The sequence below is a fragment of the Paraburkholderia sp. 35.1 genome (assembly GCF_050436525.1).
Classification (GTDB): domain Bacteria; phylum Pseudomonadota; class Gammaproteobacteria; order Burkholderiales; family Burkholderiaceae; genus Paraburkholderia; species Paraburkholderia tuberum.
Genome location: NZ_JBNDMJ010000003.1, coordinates 2490983 through 2505632, shown reverse-complemented (window position 1 = coordinate 2505632; position 14650 = coordinate 2490983). Strand labels below are relative to the sequence as shown.

The window sequence follows — 14650 nt, the reverse complement described above, 5'->3', positions numbered from 1 at the left end:
GCGGCCGGCAAAGCCGGCTCCCATCGCCGCCGACGCCCGCCACAAGCAACTCACACTTCGAAACAGACCCCGGGTTGTGCGTTCCGGTAGAATGCGCCGCATGAATATGTCGACCAGCCGGCCAGGCACGGAAATCGGCTATACGTGGCCCATCCGCGTGTACTACGAAGATACCGACGCCGGCGGCATCGTGTTTTACGCCAATTACCTGAAGTTTTTCGAACGCGCTCGCACCGAATGGCTGCGCGCGTGCGGCGTCGACCAGCACCGGCTTGCGGACGAAAACGACACGATTTTCATCGTGCGCAGTACCGCGGTCGATTACCGGGCTCCGGCCCGACTCGACGACATCGTGAAAATTATCAGCCGGATCGAGCGTCTTGGCCGAGCTTCGGTAGACTTCGTGCAGGAAGCATGGCGCGAAGGCACGCTGCTTGCTACCGGTTCGGTCCGGATTGGCTGTGTGGACCGCGCGACGCTGCGGCCAGCCGCGATCCCGCCGTCGGTTCTCGCCGCGCTGCGGCACGGGCCGGGCACTAGCGAAAGCGCTGACTGAACGACGGCGGCATGTCAACGGACGATCCCTGAGCCTCGTTGTTACGGGGCCAGTGAACTCATACCGGTCAGGTAACACAAAGCATGGTTCGGCTTCGATACCGCCGAAGCTTCCGTTTTGCCCACGGCAAGCTTGAAGCGGCCTTGCAGCCGGACGCCCCCTTCCCGGGACGTTAAAACGAACCTTTATGAACACTACACAAGATCTGTCGATCGTTTCACTCGTACTCAACGCGAGCCTGCTGGCCCAGGCCGTCATGGCTCTGCTGCTGTTGCTGTCGCTACTCTCCTGGACTTTCATCTTCCGCAAGTGGTTTGCGATTCGCCGGGCGCGCGCGCAAACTGAACGCTTCGAGCGTGATTTCTGGTCGGGCGGCGACCTGCAGGCGCTGTATCAGAGCGCCGCGAACAACCGTCACAGGATCGGCGCGCTCGAGCGGATTTTCGAGTCCGGCATGCGGGAATTTCTGAAGGGCAAAGAGAAGCGCCTGAACGATTCGGGCGCGATTCTCGACGGCGCCCGGCGCGCGATGCGCGCGGCGTTCCAACGCGAAATGGACGTGCTCGAAGCGAATCTGGCGTTCCTCGCGTCGGTCGGTTCGGTCAGCCCGTATATCGGTCTGTTCGGCACGGTGTGGGGGATCATGAATGCGTTCCGCGGCCTCGCCAACGTGCAGCAGGCCACGCTCGCGAACGTCGCGCCGGGCATCGCCGAGGCCCTGACCGCCACCGCGATCGGCCTGTTCGCCGCAATTCCGGCCGTGGTCGCCTACAACCGCTACGCGCACGACATCGACCGTCTGGCGATCCGTTTCGAAACCTTCATCGAAGAGTTCTCGAACATCCTGCAGCGCCAGGCACACTGAGGAGGCCATGATGGCAGGCTCCCGTTCCTCCAGCATGCGCGGCTCGCGCTCGCGTCGCGCAATGGCCGACATCAACGTCGTGCCGTACATCGACGTGATGCTCGTGCTGCTAGTGATCTTCATGGTCACGGCGCCGCTCGTCGCGCCGTCGATCGTCAATCTGCCGACCGTCGGCGGCGCGGCGCCCCAACAGCAGACGCCGCCCGTCATCGTCAACATCCGCGCGGACGGCAATATGAGCGTCAAGTACAAGGACGACTCCGGCGCGCAGCAGCAGGAAGACATGACGAAGGCTGGCCTCAACGGTTTCATCGCCGATCGGGCACAATCGCACCCCGATCAGCCCGTCGTGATCGCCGCCGACAAAACCGTGAAATACGAAGTCGTGATGAACGTGATGTCCGAGCTGAAGGCTCGGGGCGTCAAGCGCGTCGGATTGCTCGTCAAATCGCAATGATCCGCAAGAACTCCGAATACCCGCTTCAGCCGCCGCGTGAACGCGGCACCGGGCGAGCTTTTCTGTTCGCGCTGATGATGCATGCGCTGCTCGGATTCTTCCTGTATCGCGGCATCCAATGGCAGAACAGCACGCCCGAGGGCGAGCAGGCGGAACTGTGGACAGAGGTGCCGGATTCGGCGATTCCGCGTCCGGTCGTCACGCCGCCGCCCACGCCGGTCGCCCCTGCTCCGCCCGTGCGCGACGAACAAGCCGACATCGCGCTGCAGGAAAAGAAGCGTCAGCAGCAGGAAGCGGCTCGCGCGGCCCAACTGGCCGAACAGCAGCGCCAGCTGAAGCTGAAAGAGCAGCAGGAAGCGGAAGCGAAGCGTCAGCAACAGCTGGCGGCCGAACAGGCGGCACAGCTCGCGGCGCAGAAGGCCGCGAAGCTCAAGCAGCAGCAGGCGCAACAGCAGCAACAACAGCAACAGCAGCAGCAGGCCGAGAAGCTCAAGCAACAGCAGCTCGCCGAGCAGCAGAAGCAACAGCAACTGAAAGAACAGCAGGAGCAGCAGCAAAAGCAGGCTCAGGCAGAAGCGCAGAAGAAGGCTGAGGCGGAGAAAGCGGCGAAGGCCAAGGCGCAAGCCGATGCGGCCGCGCAGGCGAAAAAGCAGCTCGACAACGAACGTCGCGCGCGGCTTGCGCAGATGCAGGGTCTGGCCGGCGGCGTGGGCGGCAGCAGTTCGAGCAGCAACGGACTGGGCAAGAGCGGAACGGGTAGCGGCTCGGGCGGCACGGCGGCATCGCCGGGTTACGCGGACAAGGTACGACGGCTGGTGCTTCAGCATGTGAACTGGGGCGGCGAAACGGAAGGTCTCGAGACCGTGGTCGCCGTGCGTTGTTCGCCGGACGGCAATCAGCTGAGCGCAAACATTACCCACAGCAGCGGCAACGCCGCGTGGGACGCCGCCGCGTTGCGGGCGGTGAAAGCCTCCGATCCGATGCCTCGGGACGTCAATGGCAAGACGCCGGACTACTTCACTATCACGCTGCGTCCGGCGGCTTGATGTGCAGGCTGACAGCCGACCGGCGGCCAATGCCGCGCCCCACCCGGCGCGGCGTTGCGCGGGAACGAAATAGCCGTTTTCCGGTCTGTCTGCTGTCTTCGAGTATTAAGTAAAACCGTTTTGAGGAACCCATACAGCATGAGTTTGATGACCAAGCTAGGCCTGCGAACACTCGTGGCAACGTGCCTGATCGCCGTCGGCGGCGCCGCCAACGCACAACTCAACGTCCTCGTGACGGGCGTCGGATCCACTCAGTTTCCGATCGCAACGGCGAATTTCGCCAATGAAGCGAACTCCCCGCAGCAGGTCAGCACGATCGTGCGTCAGGATCTGCAACGCAGCGGCAAATTCACGAATATCGACGCAGGCTCGACGCCGGTGTCCGAGACCGATTCCGTCGACCTCGGCGCATGGAAGGCGAAGGGCGCCAACGCGTTCGTCGCGGGCAGCGTGAACCGCCTGCCGAACGGCCAGTACGAAGTGCGCTTCAAGCTGTACGACACGGTCAAGGGCGAAAGCCTCGGCGGCCTCGTGCTGGTGAGCCCGGAAAGCGGTCTGCGCATGAGCGCGCACAAGGTCGCGGACTACATTTACGCCAAGCTGATGGGCAATCGCGGCGTGTTCGCCACGCGCCTGTCGTATGTGGTCAAGTCGGGCAACCGCTACCAGCTGCAGATCTCGGATTCGGACGGTCAGGACGCGCACATCGCGCTGTCGAGCCCCGAGCCGATCATCTCGCCGGCCTGGTCGCCCGACGGCACCAAGGTCGCTTACGTGTCGTTCGAGAAGAAGAAGCCGATCGTCTATATCCACGACCTGCCCACGGGCCGGCGCATCGTCGTATCGGACCAGAAGGGCAACAACAGTGCGCCGGCGTGGTCGCCGGATGGCCGCACGCTCGCCGTCGCGCTGTCGCGTACCGGCAATACGCAGATTTTCGCGGTCAACGCGGACGGCAGCGGTCTGCGTCGTCTGACGCAAGGCAGCTCGATCGACACCGAGCCGACCTACTCTCCTGACGGTCAGTGGATCTATTTCACGAGCGACCGCGGCGGCTCACCGCAGATCTACAAGATGCCGGCGCAAGGTGAAAGCGCGGGCGGCGCGCAACGCGTCACGTTTACGGGCAGCTACAACACCAGTCCGCGTGTGAGTCCTGACGGCAAGGAGCTTGCCTACATCTCGCGCGTCGGCGGTGCATTCAAGCTGTACATCCAGGACCTGCAAAGCGGATCCGCCACGGGCCTGACGGACACGACACATGACGAATCGCCGAGCTTCGCGGCGAACGGTCAGTACATTCTTTACGCCACTCAGGTGAACGGCCGTGGCGTGTTGGCCGCAGTATCGACCGACGGTCGCACTCGGCAGGTCCTGTCCGTTCAGGGGGGCAGCGTACGCGAGCCGTCCTGGGGCCCGTTTATGCAATAACGTTGATGCAATAACACAAGGAGAGTAATCAAATGATGTCCAAACTTCGTTTCGCATTCGCCGTCGTGATGGTCGGTGCACTGGCCGCATGTCACTCGGGCGTCAAGCTCGACGAAAACGCCAACAAGGGCGCAGGCTCGGCCCAACCGAACCCGAACGACGTCGCGACGGTCAACGTCGACCCGCTGAACGATCCGAACAGCCCGCTCGCGAAGCGCAGCATCTACTTCGACTTCGACAGCTACTCGGTGAAGGATGACTATCAACCGCTGCTGCAACAACACGCGCAATATCTGAAGAGCCACCCGCAGCGTCACGTGCTGATCCAGGGCAACACCGACGAGCGCGGCACCAGCGAATACAACCTCGCACTCGGCCAGAAGCGTGCTGAAGCCGTGCGTCGTTCGCTGTCGCTGATGGGCGTGTCGGATTCGCAAATGGAGGCCGTGAGCCTCGGCAAGGAAAAGCCGCTGGCAACGGGTCATGACGAAGCGTCGTGGGCACAGAACCGCCGCGCCGACCTCGCGTATCAACAGTAAGTCAACGGGTGATGAGCCGAATGACGCATCGTTTCTCCTGGCTGCGGTTTGCCGCAGCGGCCTGCGTCGCAGGCACGGCCCTCACGGCCGTGCCCGCCCATGCGGGCATTTTCGACGACGATCAGGCCCGCCAGGCCATTCTCGATCTGCGCTCGAAGACCGATAGTCTGTCGAGCCAGCTATCGGCGGCGCAACGCACGATCCTCGATCAGTCCAACCGTCTCGACCAGCTCAACCAGCAGGTCGCGACGCTGCGCGGACAGAACGAGGACATGGCGAACCAGCTCACGACGCTGCAAAAGCAGCAGAAGGACTACTACACCGATCTCGACACGCGCCTGAAGAAATTCGAGCCGCAGCAACAGACGGTGGACGGCGTCCAGGGCGAGGTGCAGCCGGGTGAAACCGATGCGTTCAACGCGGCTTCACAGCAATTCCGCAGCGGCGACTTCAAGAACGCGGCGGCATCGTTCCGCAGCTTCATCTCCAAATATCCGAACAGCCCCTATCAGCCGACCGCGCAATACTGGCTCGGCAACGCGCTGTATGCACTGCGCGACTACAAGGGTTCGACGGCGGTCTGGCAAGGTGTCGTGAAGAACTATCCGCAGCATCCGCGTGCACCGGAAGCGCTGCTCGCGATCGCGAACAATCAGCTTGAACAAGGCCAGAAGGCCGCGGCGAAAAAGACGCTCGAGCAGATCGTCGCGCAATACGCCGGCTCGGACGTCGCGCAGTCGGCCCAGAACAAGCTGTCGCAGATCAAGTAGATCGTGATGTCGGATTGATCACGTTTTGATGTAATTGGCAGTAACGCGCAGTGTCCGAAGTGATAGCCACGCGCGCCTCTCGCTGGAAAGCCCGGGTAGTAATGCCCGGGCTTTTCATTTTGGGCGACGGTCTTGCTGAGTGTTGGGAGCAAATAGAACTGTCCGGTTTTATAGCAAATGATTTGTCCGCTTTCCTGCGTGGGCGGCAAAGCGGCGCAGGGCATAGCCCGAAGCCGGTTTGCCGCCCACGCGGCCGTCTGGCGAACCCTCAGGCGGCCTGCTGAACCGGGTCAACCTGCAGTGTGCCCGCGGCATCATAACGTCCCAGACAGCGCGGACCGTAAAACACGGCAAGCGAGCCGTCCACGTAGCGATGCACACGCACCCGCCGCTTGACGTAATGGGGCCTCGAACCACCGGCCGGGATCTGCAGTGGCAGCCCCTCGAAGCTCACACAGTTGTCGTTGTTCACGGTGCGCTCGTGGTGCTCGCACAGGATGTCGGCCAGGCCATTGCCGATGTACGGCACGAAGGCGCTGCCTGACTCGGCTGCAGATACCGCGAACTCGGCGTTGTGGCGGGGAAGATAGACCTGTTCCAGATACACATTGGCCTGCTGCATGCTGGTGATGCCGGCTTTGGCGAGCTCGCGTGGCAGCCGCTCCTGGTGCGTGCCGAAGGCCCGCTCCGAACGCCCGCGCGCCTCGGGTGAGTACGCCGCGATGTGCTCGATGCCCAGCTGCGCCAGCGCCCGGCCGAACTGCGTCGGGTTGTTTCGGTCGACCTTGCCGCCAGCTTCAGGCGTATGGAAATAGTGGCTGCCGCGATCGGTGTACAGCGCACAGAACAGGCCGTGCTGCGCGATTGTCTGGCCCACGCCGTGGAAACTCGACGCCGTGCCTTCCTCGTCGCAGAAGAACATCGACAGGTGTTCGCCCGTCGCATCGTCCATTGTCACCACCAGATCCCAGTCGTGCCCGCTAACCCACTCGTGACGGCTCGCATCCTGATGTATCAGCATGCCCGCCAGCGGCGCTCGCTCGCGCTTCTTGCGGTGCTTGCCACGCGCCTTGGCCCGCTTGACTTCACCGGCCTGCTGCAACTGGTTCTTGACCCACGTGTAGCTGCGCTGGCCGCCATGCTCACGCCGGTACCAGCCATGGAAATGTCGAACGTTCCAGCCGGGGTAGTCGCGCCGGTAGAGCTCCACGAGCTTGACTACCTCATCGACGGGCGCCCGACGATGCGATATCTGGTCAAGCCGTTTGTCGATCAGCCCCTGCAGTCCGTCCGCCTCGTAGCGATCAATCTGTCGCCGCAGCGTGCGCTCGCAAACCCCCAGCAGGCGCGCCGCTTCCGCCTGCGTAAGTCGCCGATCCTGCCAGTCCGTGTACACCTCTTCGAATCTCATCTTCCGGGTTTCCTGTAACCAGCGTGCCCGGCTTACGGGTGGTTCCATACCGCACCCAAAAACCGGACACATTACGTGCTACAGAACCGGACAATTGATTTGCTCCTAACACGACGGTCTTGCTGAGTTGACAGGGCATTGGTGCGCCGATATAATTTCGCTTCTCTTTTGGGTCGTTAGCTCAGCTGGTAGAGCAGCGGACTTTTAATCCGTTGGTCACAGGTTCGAATCCCGTACGGCCTACCAAAAGATTCGAGGGCTGACATGCGAAAGCATGTCGGCCCTTTTCTTTTTCCTTTGCCCGCGTGTGCAAACAGGTACGCGCGCGGCAAACGAGCCGCTTCTTCCCGCCCGCCTCAACGTAGCCTTCCGTTCAGGCACTGCCCTCCGCCCTCCAACGCCGCCAAAGAACACCAGGCATCCCGCAACGACATCGCGCCAACGCGCCAGCGCATTCTTATCTTTTTAGTAATTTTCGATTCATGTTTGTGCCACGGGTGGTTTGTAGCCTCGCGACTTGCAATACCGGCTGCAACTTTCAAAAATTTCACCCACCCTACTCAAACACACAGAATGCAAACCACCCTGAAGGCGCTTCCGATCGCGGTTCTGATCTCCGCCATCTACGGCTGCGGCGGCAGCACCCAAAACCCGTCGAGCACGAGCGCGCCGCAAGGCACCACGAGCAGCACCCCGGCCACGACGACGACGCCCTCGACTTCCGCCAGCAACTACACGGCTGGCAACCTGCTGATCTCGCGCACGGCCTATGATCCGGCGTACGTCGTGAGCGGCACGCTGCCTTATAACGCGACGCCCACGACCACCAATGCATCGCCCGTGACGGCCGTCACGCCCGGCGGCTTTCCGAACGTGTTCACCAACGATTCGAACGACGCCAACTTCGGCGTGACGTCGGAAGCGTATCTGGATCAGTGGGCACCGAACGCGACGAGCCCGTCGCAAACGTTGGACATCACCGCGCAGGCCGCGAAAAGCAACGTGAATTTCGCCACCAGCTTCGCCTCGAAGTCGGAGCTCGCGCTGAACGTGTCGCTGGATCAGAAATCGCTGACCTTCACCGGCTACAACGCGTCGATCGACCAGCTCGATATCTCAAACACGAATACGCCAGGCGTGGTCGACACGACGAATACCGACGTCGCAACGCCTACCTACCGTACCGTCGCGCAGCTGAATTTCGCCGATAACAGCCTGTCGTTTACGAACACCAACGCGTACGCCGGCAACAACAGCCGCGCGGCCGTGCTCGCCAACGGCATGTACTACATCGTCGGCAATGCCGGCAATTCGGGCAAGAATCCGAAGCCGACGACGGCCCAGCTCGACATGCTGACGATGAACACCGGCGTGCAAAGCATCGCTCCGGGCAGCCAATGCGCGTTCACGCAAGTAATCGGCGCATTCCAGTCCGGCACGGGCACCGGCACGTACGCGGTTGCACCGGCTGGAACGGCGTGCTCGCTGGCGTCGATGGGTTCGATCACGGGCGGTAGCTCGACGGGCGACCAGTTCGGATTCTCGATCGCGAGCCTGCCGACCACGCCCGCAACGGCCGCCGACAAAACCGGCAAGGACGCCAACTACCGCGGCCTGTTCGTCGGCCCGGACGGCACGATGTACGTCTCGAAGGGCAGCGGCGGCAACGGCGTGAACACGGTGTACCAGGTCGGCGCGACCGGCGCGCTCGCCAATGGCGGCAAGTTGCCGCAAAACGCCGCGGTGACGATCGTGCCTGGTTTCCCGACGACCCTCGCGACCAACCTGACGGCGCTCACGTCGCCTAGCCAGGTGACCGGCACGGTCTATCCGTTCGGCATGTGGATCCCCGCGTCGAATCCGTCGATCATGTTCGTCGCCGACGAAGGCGACGGCACGCCGGGCGACCAGGTGAGCGGCAGCGGCGGCCTGTGGGTCTATCAGAACCAGAACGGCACGTGGAAGCCGCTCGCCAACCTGACGACCGGCCTGAACCTCGGCACGGCCTACACGGTGACGGACACGACCGGCGCGTACGGTACGAAGGGCGCGAGCTATACGACGACGCCTGACGGCTTGCGCAACATCACGGGCCAGGTCAACAGCGACGGTTCGTTCACGATCTACGCCGTGACCTCGACGATCGGCAACAGCCTCGGCACCGCGTTCGATGCGGGCGCCGACTCGAACCAGCTCGTCAAGATCACCGTGGGCATCAACGGTTCGACGGTGAGCTCGGCGCAGGGCTTCACCGTGATGCAGACCGCGCCGTATGGCCAGGCGCTGCGCGGCGTCGCACTCGTGCCGAAGTCCTGAGCGGGTTAGTGGATTCAAAAGAAACGACCTGCCATCCGGCAGGTCGTTTTTTCTTGCACGCTCCAACGTAAAATCCGTCGCGAGCAATCGCCGTCTCGCCTCAACGCGCCGGCAGTCCCGCATTGAACCGCAACACGATCCTGCAGCCTGGCGTGTTGTCGTGAATCTCCACGACGGCCTCGTGCACCCGCGCGATCGCGGCCACGAGACTCAAGCCGACGCCATGCCCCGAAGTCGCCGCCTCCTGCCCGTTTCTGCTGCGATAGAACGGACGCAGGACAGCATCGCGCTCACCTGCCTCGATACCGGGTCCAGTATCCGCAACCTGCACGACGGGCCTTCCCGCTTCAAGCGTTGCTTGCAGCGTCACCGCGCCGCCACCGGGCGTGAACTTCAGCGCGTTATCGAGCAGATTCTCGATAGCGCCGAACAGCAGATCCACGTCGCCGCGCGCGAAAACTGGTTCGGACGCCAGCACCGCGACCGACAAACGACGGTTCTCCGCGACCGGCTCGTACAACTCCGCGACGTCGCGCAGGATGGTGTCCAGCGACACGTCGCAGAAGCTCGCGCGTCTGACATCCGCTTCGACCTCCGCGATCCTCAATAGCGCGGTGAAACGGTGCAGCACGACGTCCGATTGCGCGATCGCGGTGTCGACGGCGCTCGTGTAGTCGTCGACGGTATGCGAGCGGCGCCGCGCGCGTTCGAGGCCCGCGCGCAGATGCGTCATCGGCGTGCGCAGATCGTGCGCGATGCCCGCGCACACGCCGCGCACTTCGGCCACCAGCCGCTCGATTTCATCGAGCATCAGGTTGACGATTTCCGCCAGACGGTCGAGATCGTGATGCGTGCCGCGATTCGACAGACGCCGACTCAACTGGCCCGCCATGATCTCGCGCGCCGTCAGACTCATCGAGCGGATACGCCGGTTCGACATCGCGTGAAGCGCGGCGCCGCAGCCGACGGCAAGCAGAATCGTCAGCATGAGCCCGAGGCACAGGATCTTCACGAGCGTATGGTCGAAATGAATGATCTCGTCGATCGAGTGACCGACGACCACCCGCAGACCGCTACGCGTCGGCACGATGATGCCGCGAAAATGACTGGCCAGCGACGGCGGCCCGTCGTCCATTGCTTGCGTGTAGTAGAACGGCCGGCGCTCGCGCTCGGCCGGCAACGCGTGGATATTGCCGGCGAGCCAGCGGCCTTCTTCGTCGAACACGCCATAGGGCCGGCTGCTCGCGATGTCGCGCCGGCTCAGCGCCGCGATATTGGCGATCGCCTCGGCGCGGCCGATCGAGCTGAACTCGGCCACTTCTCCGCGCAGCCGTTCATCGACCTCGTGCAGCAGATACGTGTGCATCATCCAGTAGAGCATCGCGAACAGCACGACCGCGCAACTGATGAACACCATCAGCAGCGATGTGACGTTGTTCGCCGGCAGGCGCAGCCAGCGCCTATTCGCCGGCACGGAGGACATAGCCGACATTTCGAACCGTGTGGATCATCAGCGAAAACCGTCCGTTCAGACTGATCTTGCGGCGCAGGTGACCGATATGCATGTCGATCACGTTGGTCTGCGCATTGAAGCGGTAATTCCAGACCGACTCGAACAGCATCGCGCGCGTCACAGGCTGCTCCGTATGCAGCATCAGGTATCTGAGCAACTGGTACTCGCGGGGCTTCAACTCGATCGACTCGCCCGCCCGGCTGACCTGGCGCGTGCCAATATCGAGCACGAGATCGCCGACGCTCAGCATGAGCGGCTGCTCCGAGGAAGAGCGGCGGCGCAGCAGCGCATTGAGGCGCGCGGTCAATTCCAGACTGTCGAACGGTTTGGTCAGGTAATCGTCGCCGCCGGTGCGCAGGCCGCGCACGCGTTCGTCGACCGCTGACAGCGCGCTCAATATCAGCACCGGCGTCTCTTTGCCGACGTTGCGCAACGTGGACAGAATCGACAAGCCATCCACGTCGGGCAGCATCCGGTCGAGCACGACGGCGTCGAAATCGCCGTTGAGCGCGCGCAGCAGGCCGGCATGGCCGCTCGGCACGCTTTCCACCGCGAAGTCGTAGTCCTCGAGCGCGGTGGAGACTTCGAGCCTCACGCGCTCGTCATCTTCGACGACGAGAATGCGGGGTCGGCGCCCCGCGGGGTAGTTGATCGCTGCTCTGCTTTCCAAGAGGACGTCGTTTCCTGTGGTCGTGCGTCGCCGCATGAACGGCGACGTCAATAGCGGGGGCCGCCTATGCGGGCGCGGAGTATGACATGGCCATGTTGCTGCTTCATGACGCGTCCCGCGCGGAGCCGAAAACCGTTCACACGTGCAACTAGTCGAGCTTCAGTGCCGCGCGCACTTGCGCCTTCGCATCGGCAAAGTCGCGCTGAAAATCCGGATTGGCCATCAGCGCCGCCGCGACGAGCGTTCCGTCGATGCGACCCGCTTCGACATCGCTCGGATAGTGGACGCCGTCGACGACGCGGTTCATGCCGAATTCGCGCCCACGCGCGAATAGCGCATCGCGCTTCTCGGGGACCATCTGCGCGAGCAGGATCGCGCACAGATAGCCGACGGTCGCATGACCGCTCGGGTACGAGTGGTAGTCGTCGCCGGGCCGCTTCGGCACGATCGGTTGCACGTCGCGGCTCGCGATGAAGGGCCGCGCGCGGCTAAAGAAATGCTTGCCGCCTTTTGCGACCCGCTCGGCATCGTGATCGACGGCTTCGAACAGCGCAGCGGTTTTCGGCAGACCAGCTTCGTTGAAGTCCGGTCCGAGCACATCCGCGAAACGGAACACGGACTTGGTGGCGCGAGCAGCACGCCAAGCGGAATTTGACGGGCGTCGAGATAGCTCGCCTCCGCGGACGGTGCGGCGTAACTCGCCGTATGAATGCGCGGTGTCCACAAACTTACAAACCCGAGCGCGTCGCGTAGCGTCAGTGCGGATCGCGCTGTTGTGGGGCATCCGTAATAGCAACTTTAGATTCGTAAGATACCGATCACTTCGCATTAACGGACGGTTGATAGCATCCCGCCTCGTTCGACTCCCAGTTCATCGCCCCACTCGCGAAAGGATGCTGCACCATGCAACGGGTTAGTTTTCCCCTTAGAAAGAAGCCGCTGACGCAATTCGTTCTTGCCACACTGTGCGCGGCCGGCGCGCAGATCTCGCATGCCCAGACCTCGGGCGATCTCGGCTCCGTGCAAAGCACGGCCGTCTCATCATCGAACAGCGGCACGGCCACCAGCACCAACGTGCAGTCGGCACCGGCACAGGCGCCTTCGCAAGGCTCGCTCACCGCAACCCAACCGCAGTCGGTGATCAGCCGGCACTACATCGAAAACAGTACCGCTCCGACCGCGAACTACAGCGAGATCGTGCAGATCGCGCCGAGCGTGTCGAATGTTGCTCCGAACGGCTCCGGCCTGATGGAATCGCAGAGCCTGTCCATTCGCGGCTTTCAGGACGGTCAGTACAACGTGACATTCGACGGCATCCCGTTTGGCGATACCAACGACTTCACCCATCATTCGACGTCGTTTTTCTCGAACCGGGTGCTCGGCAATATCGTCGTCGACCGCGGTCCCGGCGACGCTTCGCAGATCGGCTTCGCCACCTTCGGCGGAACGATCAGCCTGCAGTCGAGGGTTCCGTCGGCATCGCCGGCATTCTCGGTGCTCGGCTCGTACGGCAGCTTCGACACATGGCAGGCCGGCGCCGAGTTCAATACCGGCTATCTGCAGCAATGGGGCGATGCGCGCGCAATGGTCGGCTATGCGCAGAGCAGCAGCGACGGTTATCTGACCAACGCGGACCAGCGCCGTCAGAACGTCTACTTCAAGCTCGACAAGCCGATCGGCGACAACACGCTGCTCACGCTGTTCGTGACTTACAACAACATCCACCAGAACGTGCCGCTCGGCGCGACGGCCGCGCAGATCCAGCAGTTCGGTCCCAACTTCGGTCTTGGCGCCGACCCGACGAGTCAGGCCTATGCCGGCTACAACTTCGACAAGATCAACACGGACTTCGAATACATCGGCGTGAAAACGAAGGTCGCCGAGTGGGTGATCGACAACAAGCTCTATACGTACGGTTACTACCACAACGGCTTCAACGGACTCGACCCGAACGGTGAAACGCCAAACGGCACGATCTTCGGCCCGAACAACGTGCCGGGCCAGGAAATGAACAACAACTACCGCGCGTTTGGCGACGTCCTCGCGCTCGAGCGGCAGCTCGGTCCCGGCAAGCTGCAGACCGGCATGTGGATCGCGCACCAGTCCAACTTCCGCGACAACTTCAATGTCGATTCGTCGCTGAACTTCGCGTTCATCTCGCAGAACTTCACGATGAACGACACGATTCTGACGTTTCAGCCGTATCTGCAATACGCCTGGCAACTGCAGAACGGTTTGACGATTACGCCGGGACTCAAGTACGTGTCGTTCAACCGCAGCATCGATACGCCGATGAACCAGAAGACCGGTGAGCCGCTCGATTTCAGCCACACGTGGGACAAGGTACTGCCGTCGTTGACGCTGCACCAGCAGATCACCCCGCAATGGAGCGCGTATGCGCAGTACGCGCAGGGCTTTCTCGCACCGAACCTGAATGTGTTCTATGTCAACGATCCGACCGTTTCGGGACAACCCGATCCGGAACAGACCGACAACTACCAGATCGGCACGACGTACAAAACGGGGCGTCTGACCGTCGCCGCCGATCTGTACTACATCAACTTCCGCAACGCGGTGACGAGCCGCACGGTCGGCAACAACGTGATCTTCTCGAATGCGGGTGGTGCGACCTACAAGGGCGTCGAAACCGAAGCGACCTTGTCGGTCGGCGACGGCTTCAGCCTGTACGGCAATCTGACCTTCAATTCGGCAAAACAGAAGAGCACCAATACGTGGATGCCCAACGCGCCGCAATCGACGGCCGCCGCCGGCGTGCTCTACGAACGCGGGCCGCTCAACGGTTCGTTGCTGATGAAGTTCGTCGGCCATCAGTATGGCGATACCGGCAACACCCAGCCGATCGGCGGCTATGCAATCACCAACTTCGCCAGTTCGTACACGTTTGCCCGACTCGCACCGTGGACGCATGACACGCGCCTCGGCTTCCAGATCGACAACCTTTTCAACCGCACCAGCATCAATGCGCTGGCCGGCTACACCGCCGCGGACAACACACCGCTTTACTGGACCATCCCGGGCCGCGCGTTCGTCGCGACGCTGTCCACCGATTTCTGAA

Annotated in this window: 13 protein-coding genes and 1 tRNA gene; 10 read left to right on the top strand and 4 right to left on the bottom strand. The window is 62.6% G+C overall.

Annotation, left to right across the window (positions count from 1 at the left end; all coding sequences use genetic code 11):
* Positions 1–91: 91 nt before the first annotated feature.
* From ybgC to ybgF, 7 genes are all read left to right on the top strand, one after another.
* Positions 92–556, top strand: a complete 465-nt coding sequence (ybgC, locus tag OKW27_RS31680; protein WP_429335791.1) for a tol-pal system-associated acyl-CoA thioesterase — start codon at positions 92–94, stop codon at positions 554–556.
* Positions 557–743: 187 nt separating this feature from the next.
* Positions 744–1421, top strand: a complete 678-nt coding sequence (tolQ, locus tag OKW27_RS31675; protein ID WP_090803171.1) for a protein TolQ — start codon at positions 744–746, stop codon at positions 1419–1421.
* Positions 1422–1431: 10 nt separating this feature from the next.
* Positions 1432–1878, top strand: a complete 447-nt coding sequence (gene tolR / locus OKW27_RS31670; RefSeq protein WP_090803169.1) for a protein TolR — start codon at positions 1432–1434, stop codon at positions 1876–1878.
* Positions 1875–2924 carry a cell envelope integrity protein TolA gene (gene tolA / locus OKW27_RS31665; protein WP_429335790.1) on the top strand — a complete coding sequence of 350 codons (1050 nt, stop codon included), beginning with the start codon at positions 1875–1877 and terminating at the stop codon, positions 2922–2924. Before tolR ends, tolA begins: the two co-directional genes overlap by 4 nt.
* A gap of 138 nt (positions 2925–3062) precedes the next feature.
* Positions 3063–4355: a Tol-Pal system beta propeller repeat protein TolB gene (gene tolB, locus OKW27_RS31660; protein ID WP_090803166.1), complete on the top strand. Its 1293-nt coding sequence runs from the start codon at positions 3063–3065 to the stop codon at positions 4353–4355.
* A gap of 32 nt (positions 4356–4387) precedes the next feature.
* Positions 4388–4894, top strand: coding sequence for a peptidoglycan-associated lipoprotein Pal (gene pal / locus OKW27_RS31655; protein WP_018419502.1), 507 nt, complete (start codon positions 4388–4390; stop codon positions 4892–4894).
* A 20-nt stretch (positions 4895–4914) separates the two neighbouring features.
* Entirely contained in the window at positions 4915–5664 is a 750-nt protein-coding gene (ybgF, locus tag OKW27_RS31650) for a tol-pal system protein YbgF (protein ID WP_090803165.1), read from the top strand.
* A 268-nt stretch (positions 5665–5932) separates the two neighbouring features.
* Here the strand turns inward: ybgF and OKW27_RS31645 are convergent, their stop codons facing one another.
* Positions 5933–7075 carry an ISNCY family transposase gene (locus OKW27_RS31645; protein WP_429335789.1) on the bottom strand — a complete coding sequence of 381 codons (1143 nt, stop codon included), beginning with the start codon at positions 7073–7075 and terminating at the stop codon, positions 5933–5935.
* Positions 7076–7245: 170 nt separating this feature from the next.
* Between OKW27_RS31645 and OKW27_RS31640 the strand changes: the two genes are divergently transcribed.
* Positions 7246–7321, top strand: a tRNA-Lys gene (locus OKW27_RS31640).
* A 327-nt stretch (positions 7322–7648) separates the two neighbouring features.
* A complete protein-coding gene (locus OKW27_RS31635) occupies positions 7649–9391 on the top strand; it encodes a hypothetical protein (protein ID WP_429335788.1) in 1743 nt (580 codons plus the stop codon).
* Positions 9392–9491: 100 nt separating this feature from the next.
* Here the strand turns inward: OKW27_RS31635 and OKW27_RS31630 are convergent, their stop codons facing one another.
* The 3 genes from OKW27_RS31630 to OKW27_RS31620 form a co-directional block, all read right to left on the bottom strand.
* A complete protein-coding gene (locus OKW27_RS31630; RefSeq protein WP_429335787.1) occupies positions 9492–10874 on the bottom strand; it encodes a sensor histidine kinase in 1383 nt (460 codons plus the stop codon).
* Positions 10852–11574, bottom strand: a complete 723-nt coding sequence (locus OKW27_RS31625; RefSeq protein WP_429335786.1) for a response regulator transcription factor — start codon at positions 11572–11574, stop codon at positions 10852–10854. Before OKW27_RS31625 ends, OKW27_RS31630 begins: the two co-directional genes overlap by 23 nt.
* Positions 11575–11722: 148 nt before the next feature.
* Complete coding sequence (locus OKW27_RS31620) at positions 11723–12190, bottom strand: acid phosphatase (RefSeq protein ID WP_429335785.1); 468 nt, start codon at positions 12188–12190, stop codon at positions 11723–11725.
* A gap of 287 nt (positions 12191–12477) precedes the next feature.
* On the opposite strand from OKW27_RS31620, the gene OKW27_RS31615 reads away from it, so the two are divergent.
* Positions 12478–14649 carry a TonB-dependent receptor gene (locus OKW27_RS31615; RefSeq protein ID WP_429335784.1) on the top strand — a complete coding sequence of 724 codons (2172 nt, stop codon included), beginning with the start codon at positions 12478–12480 and terminating at the stop codon, positions 14647–14649.
* Position 14650: the final 1 nt, after the last annotated feature.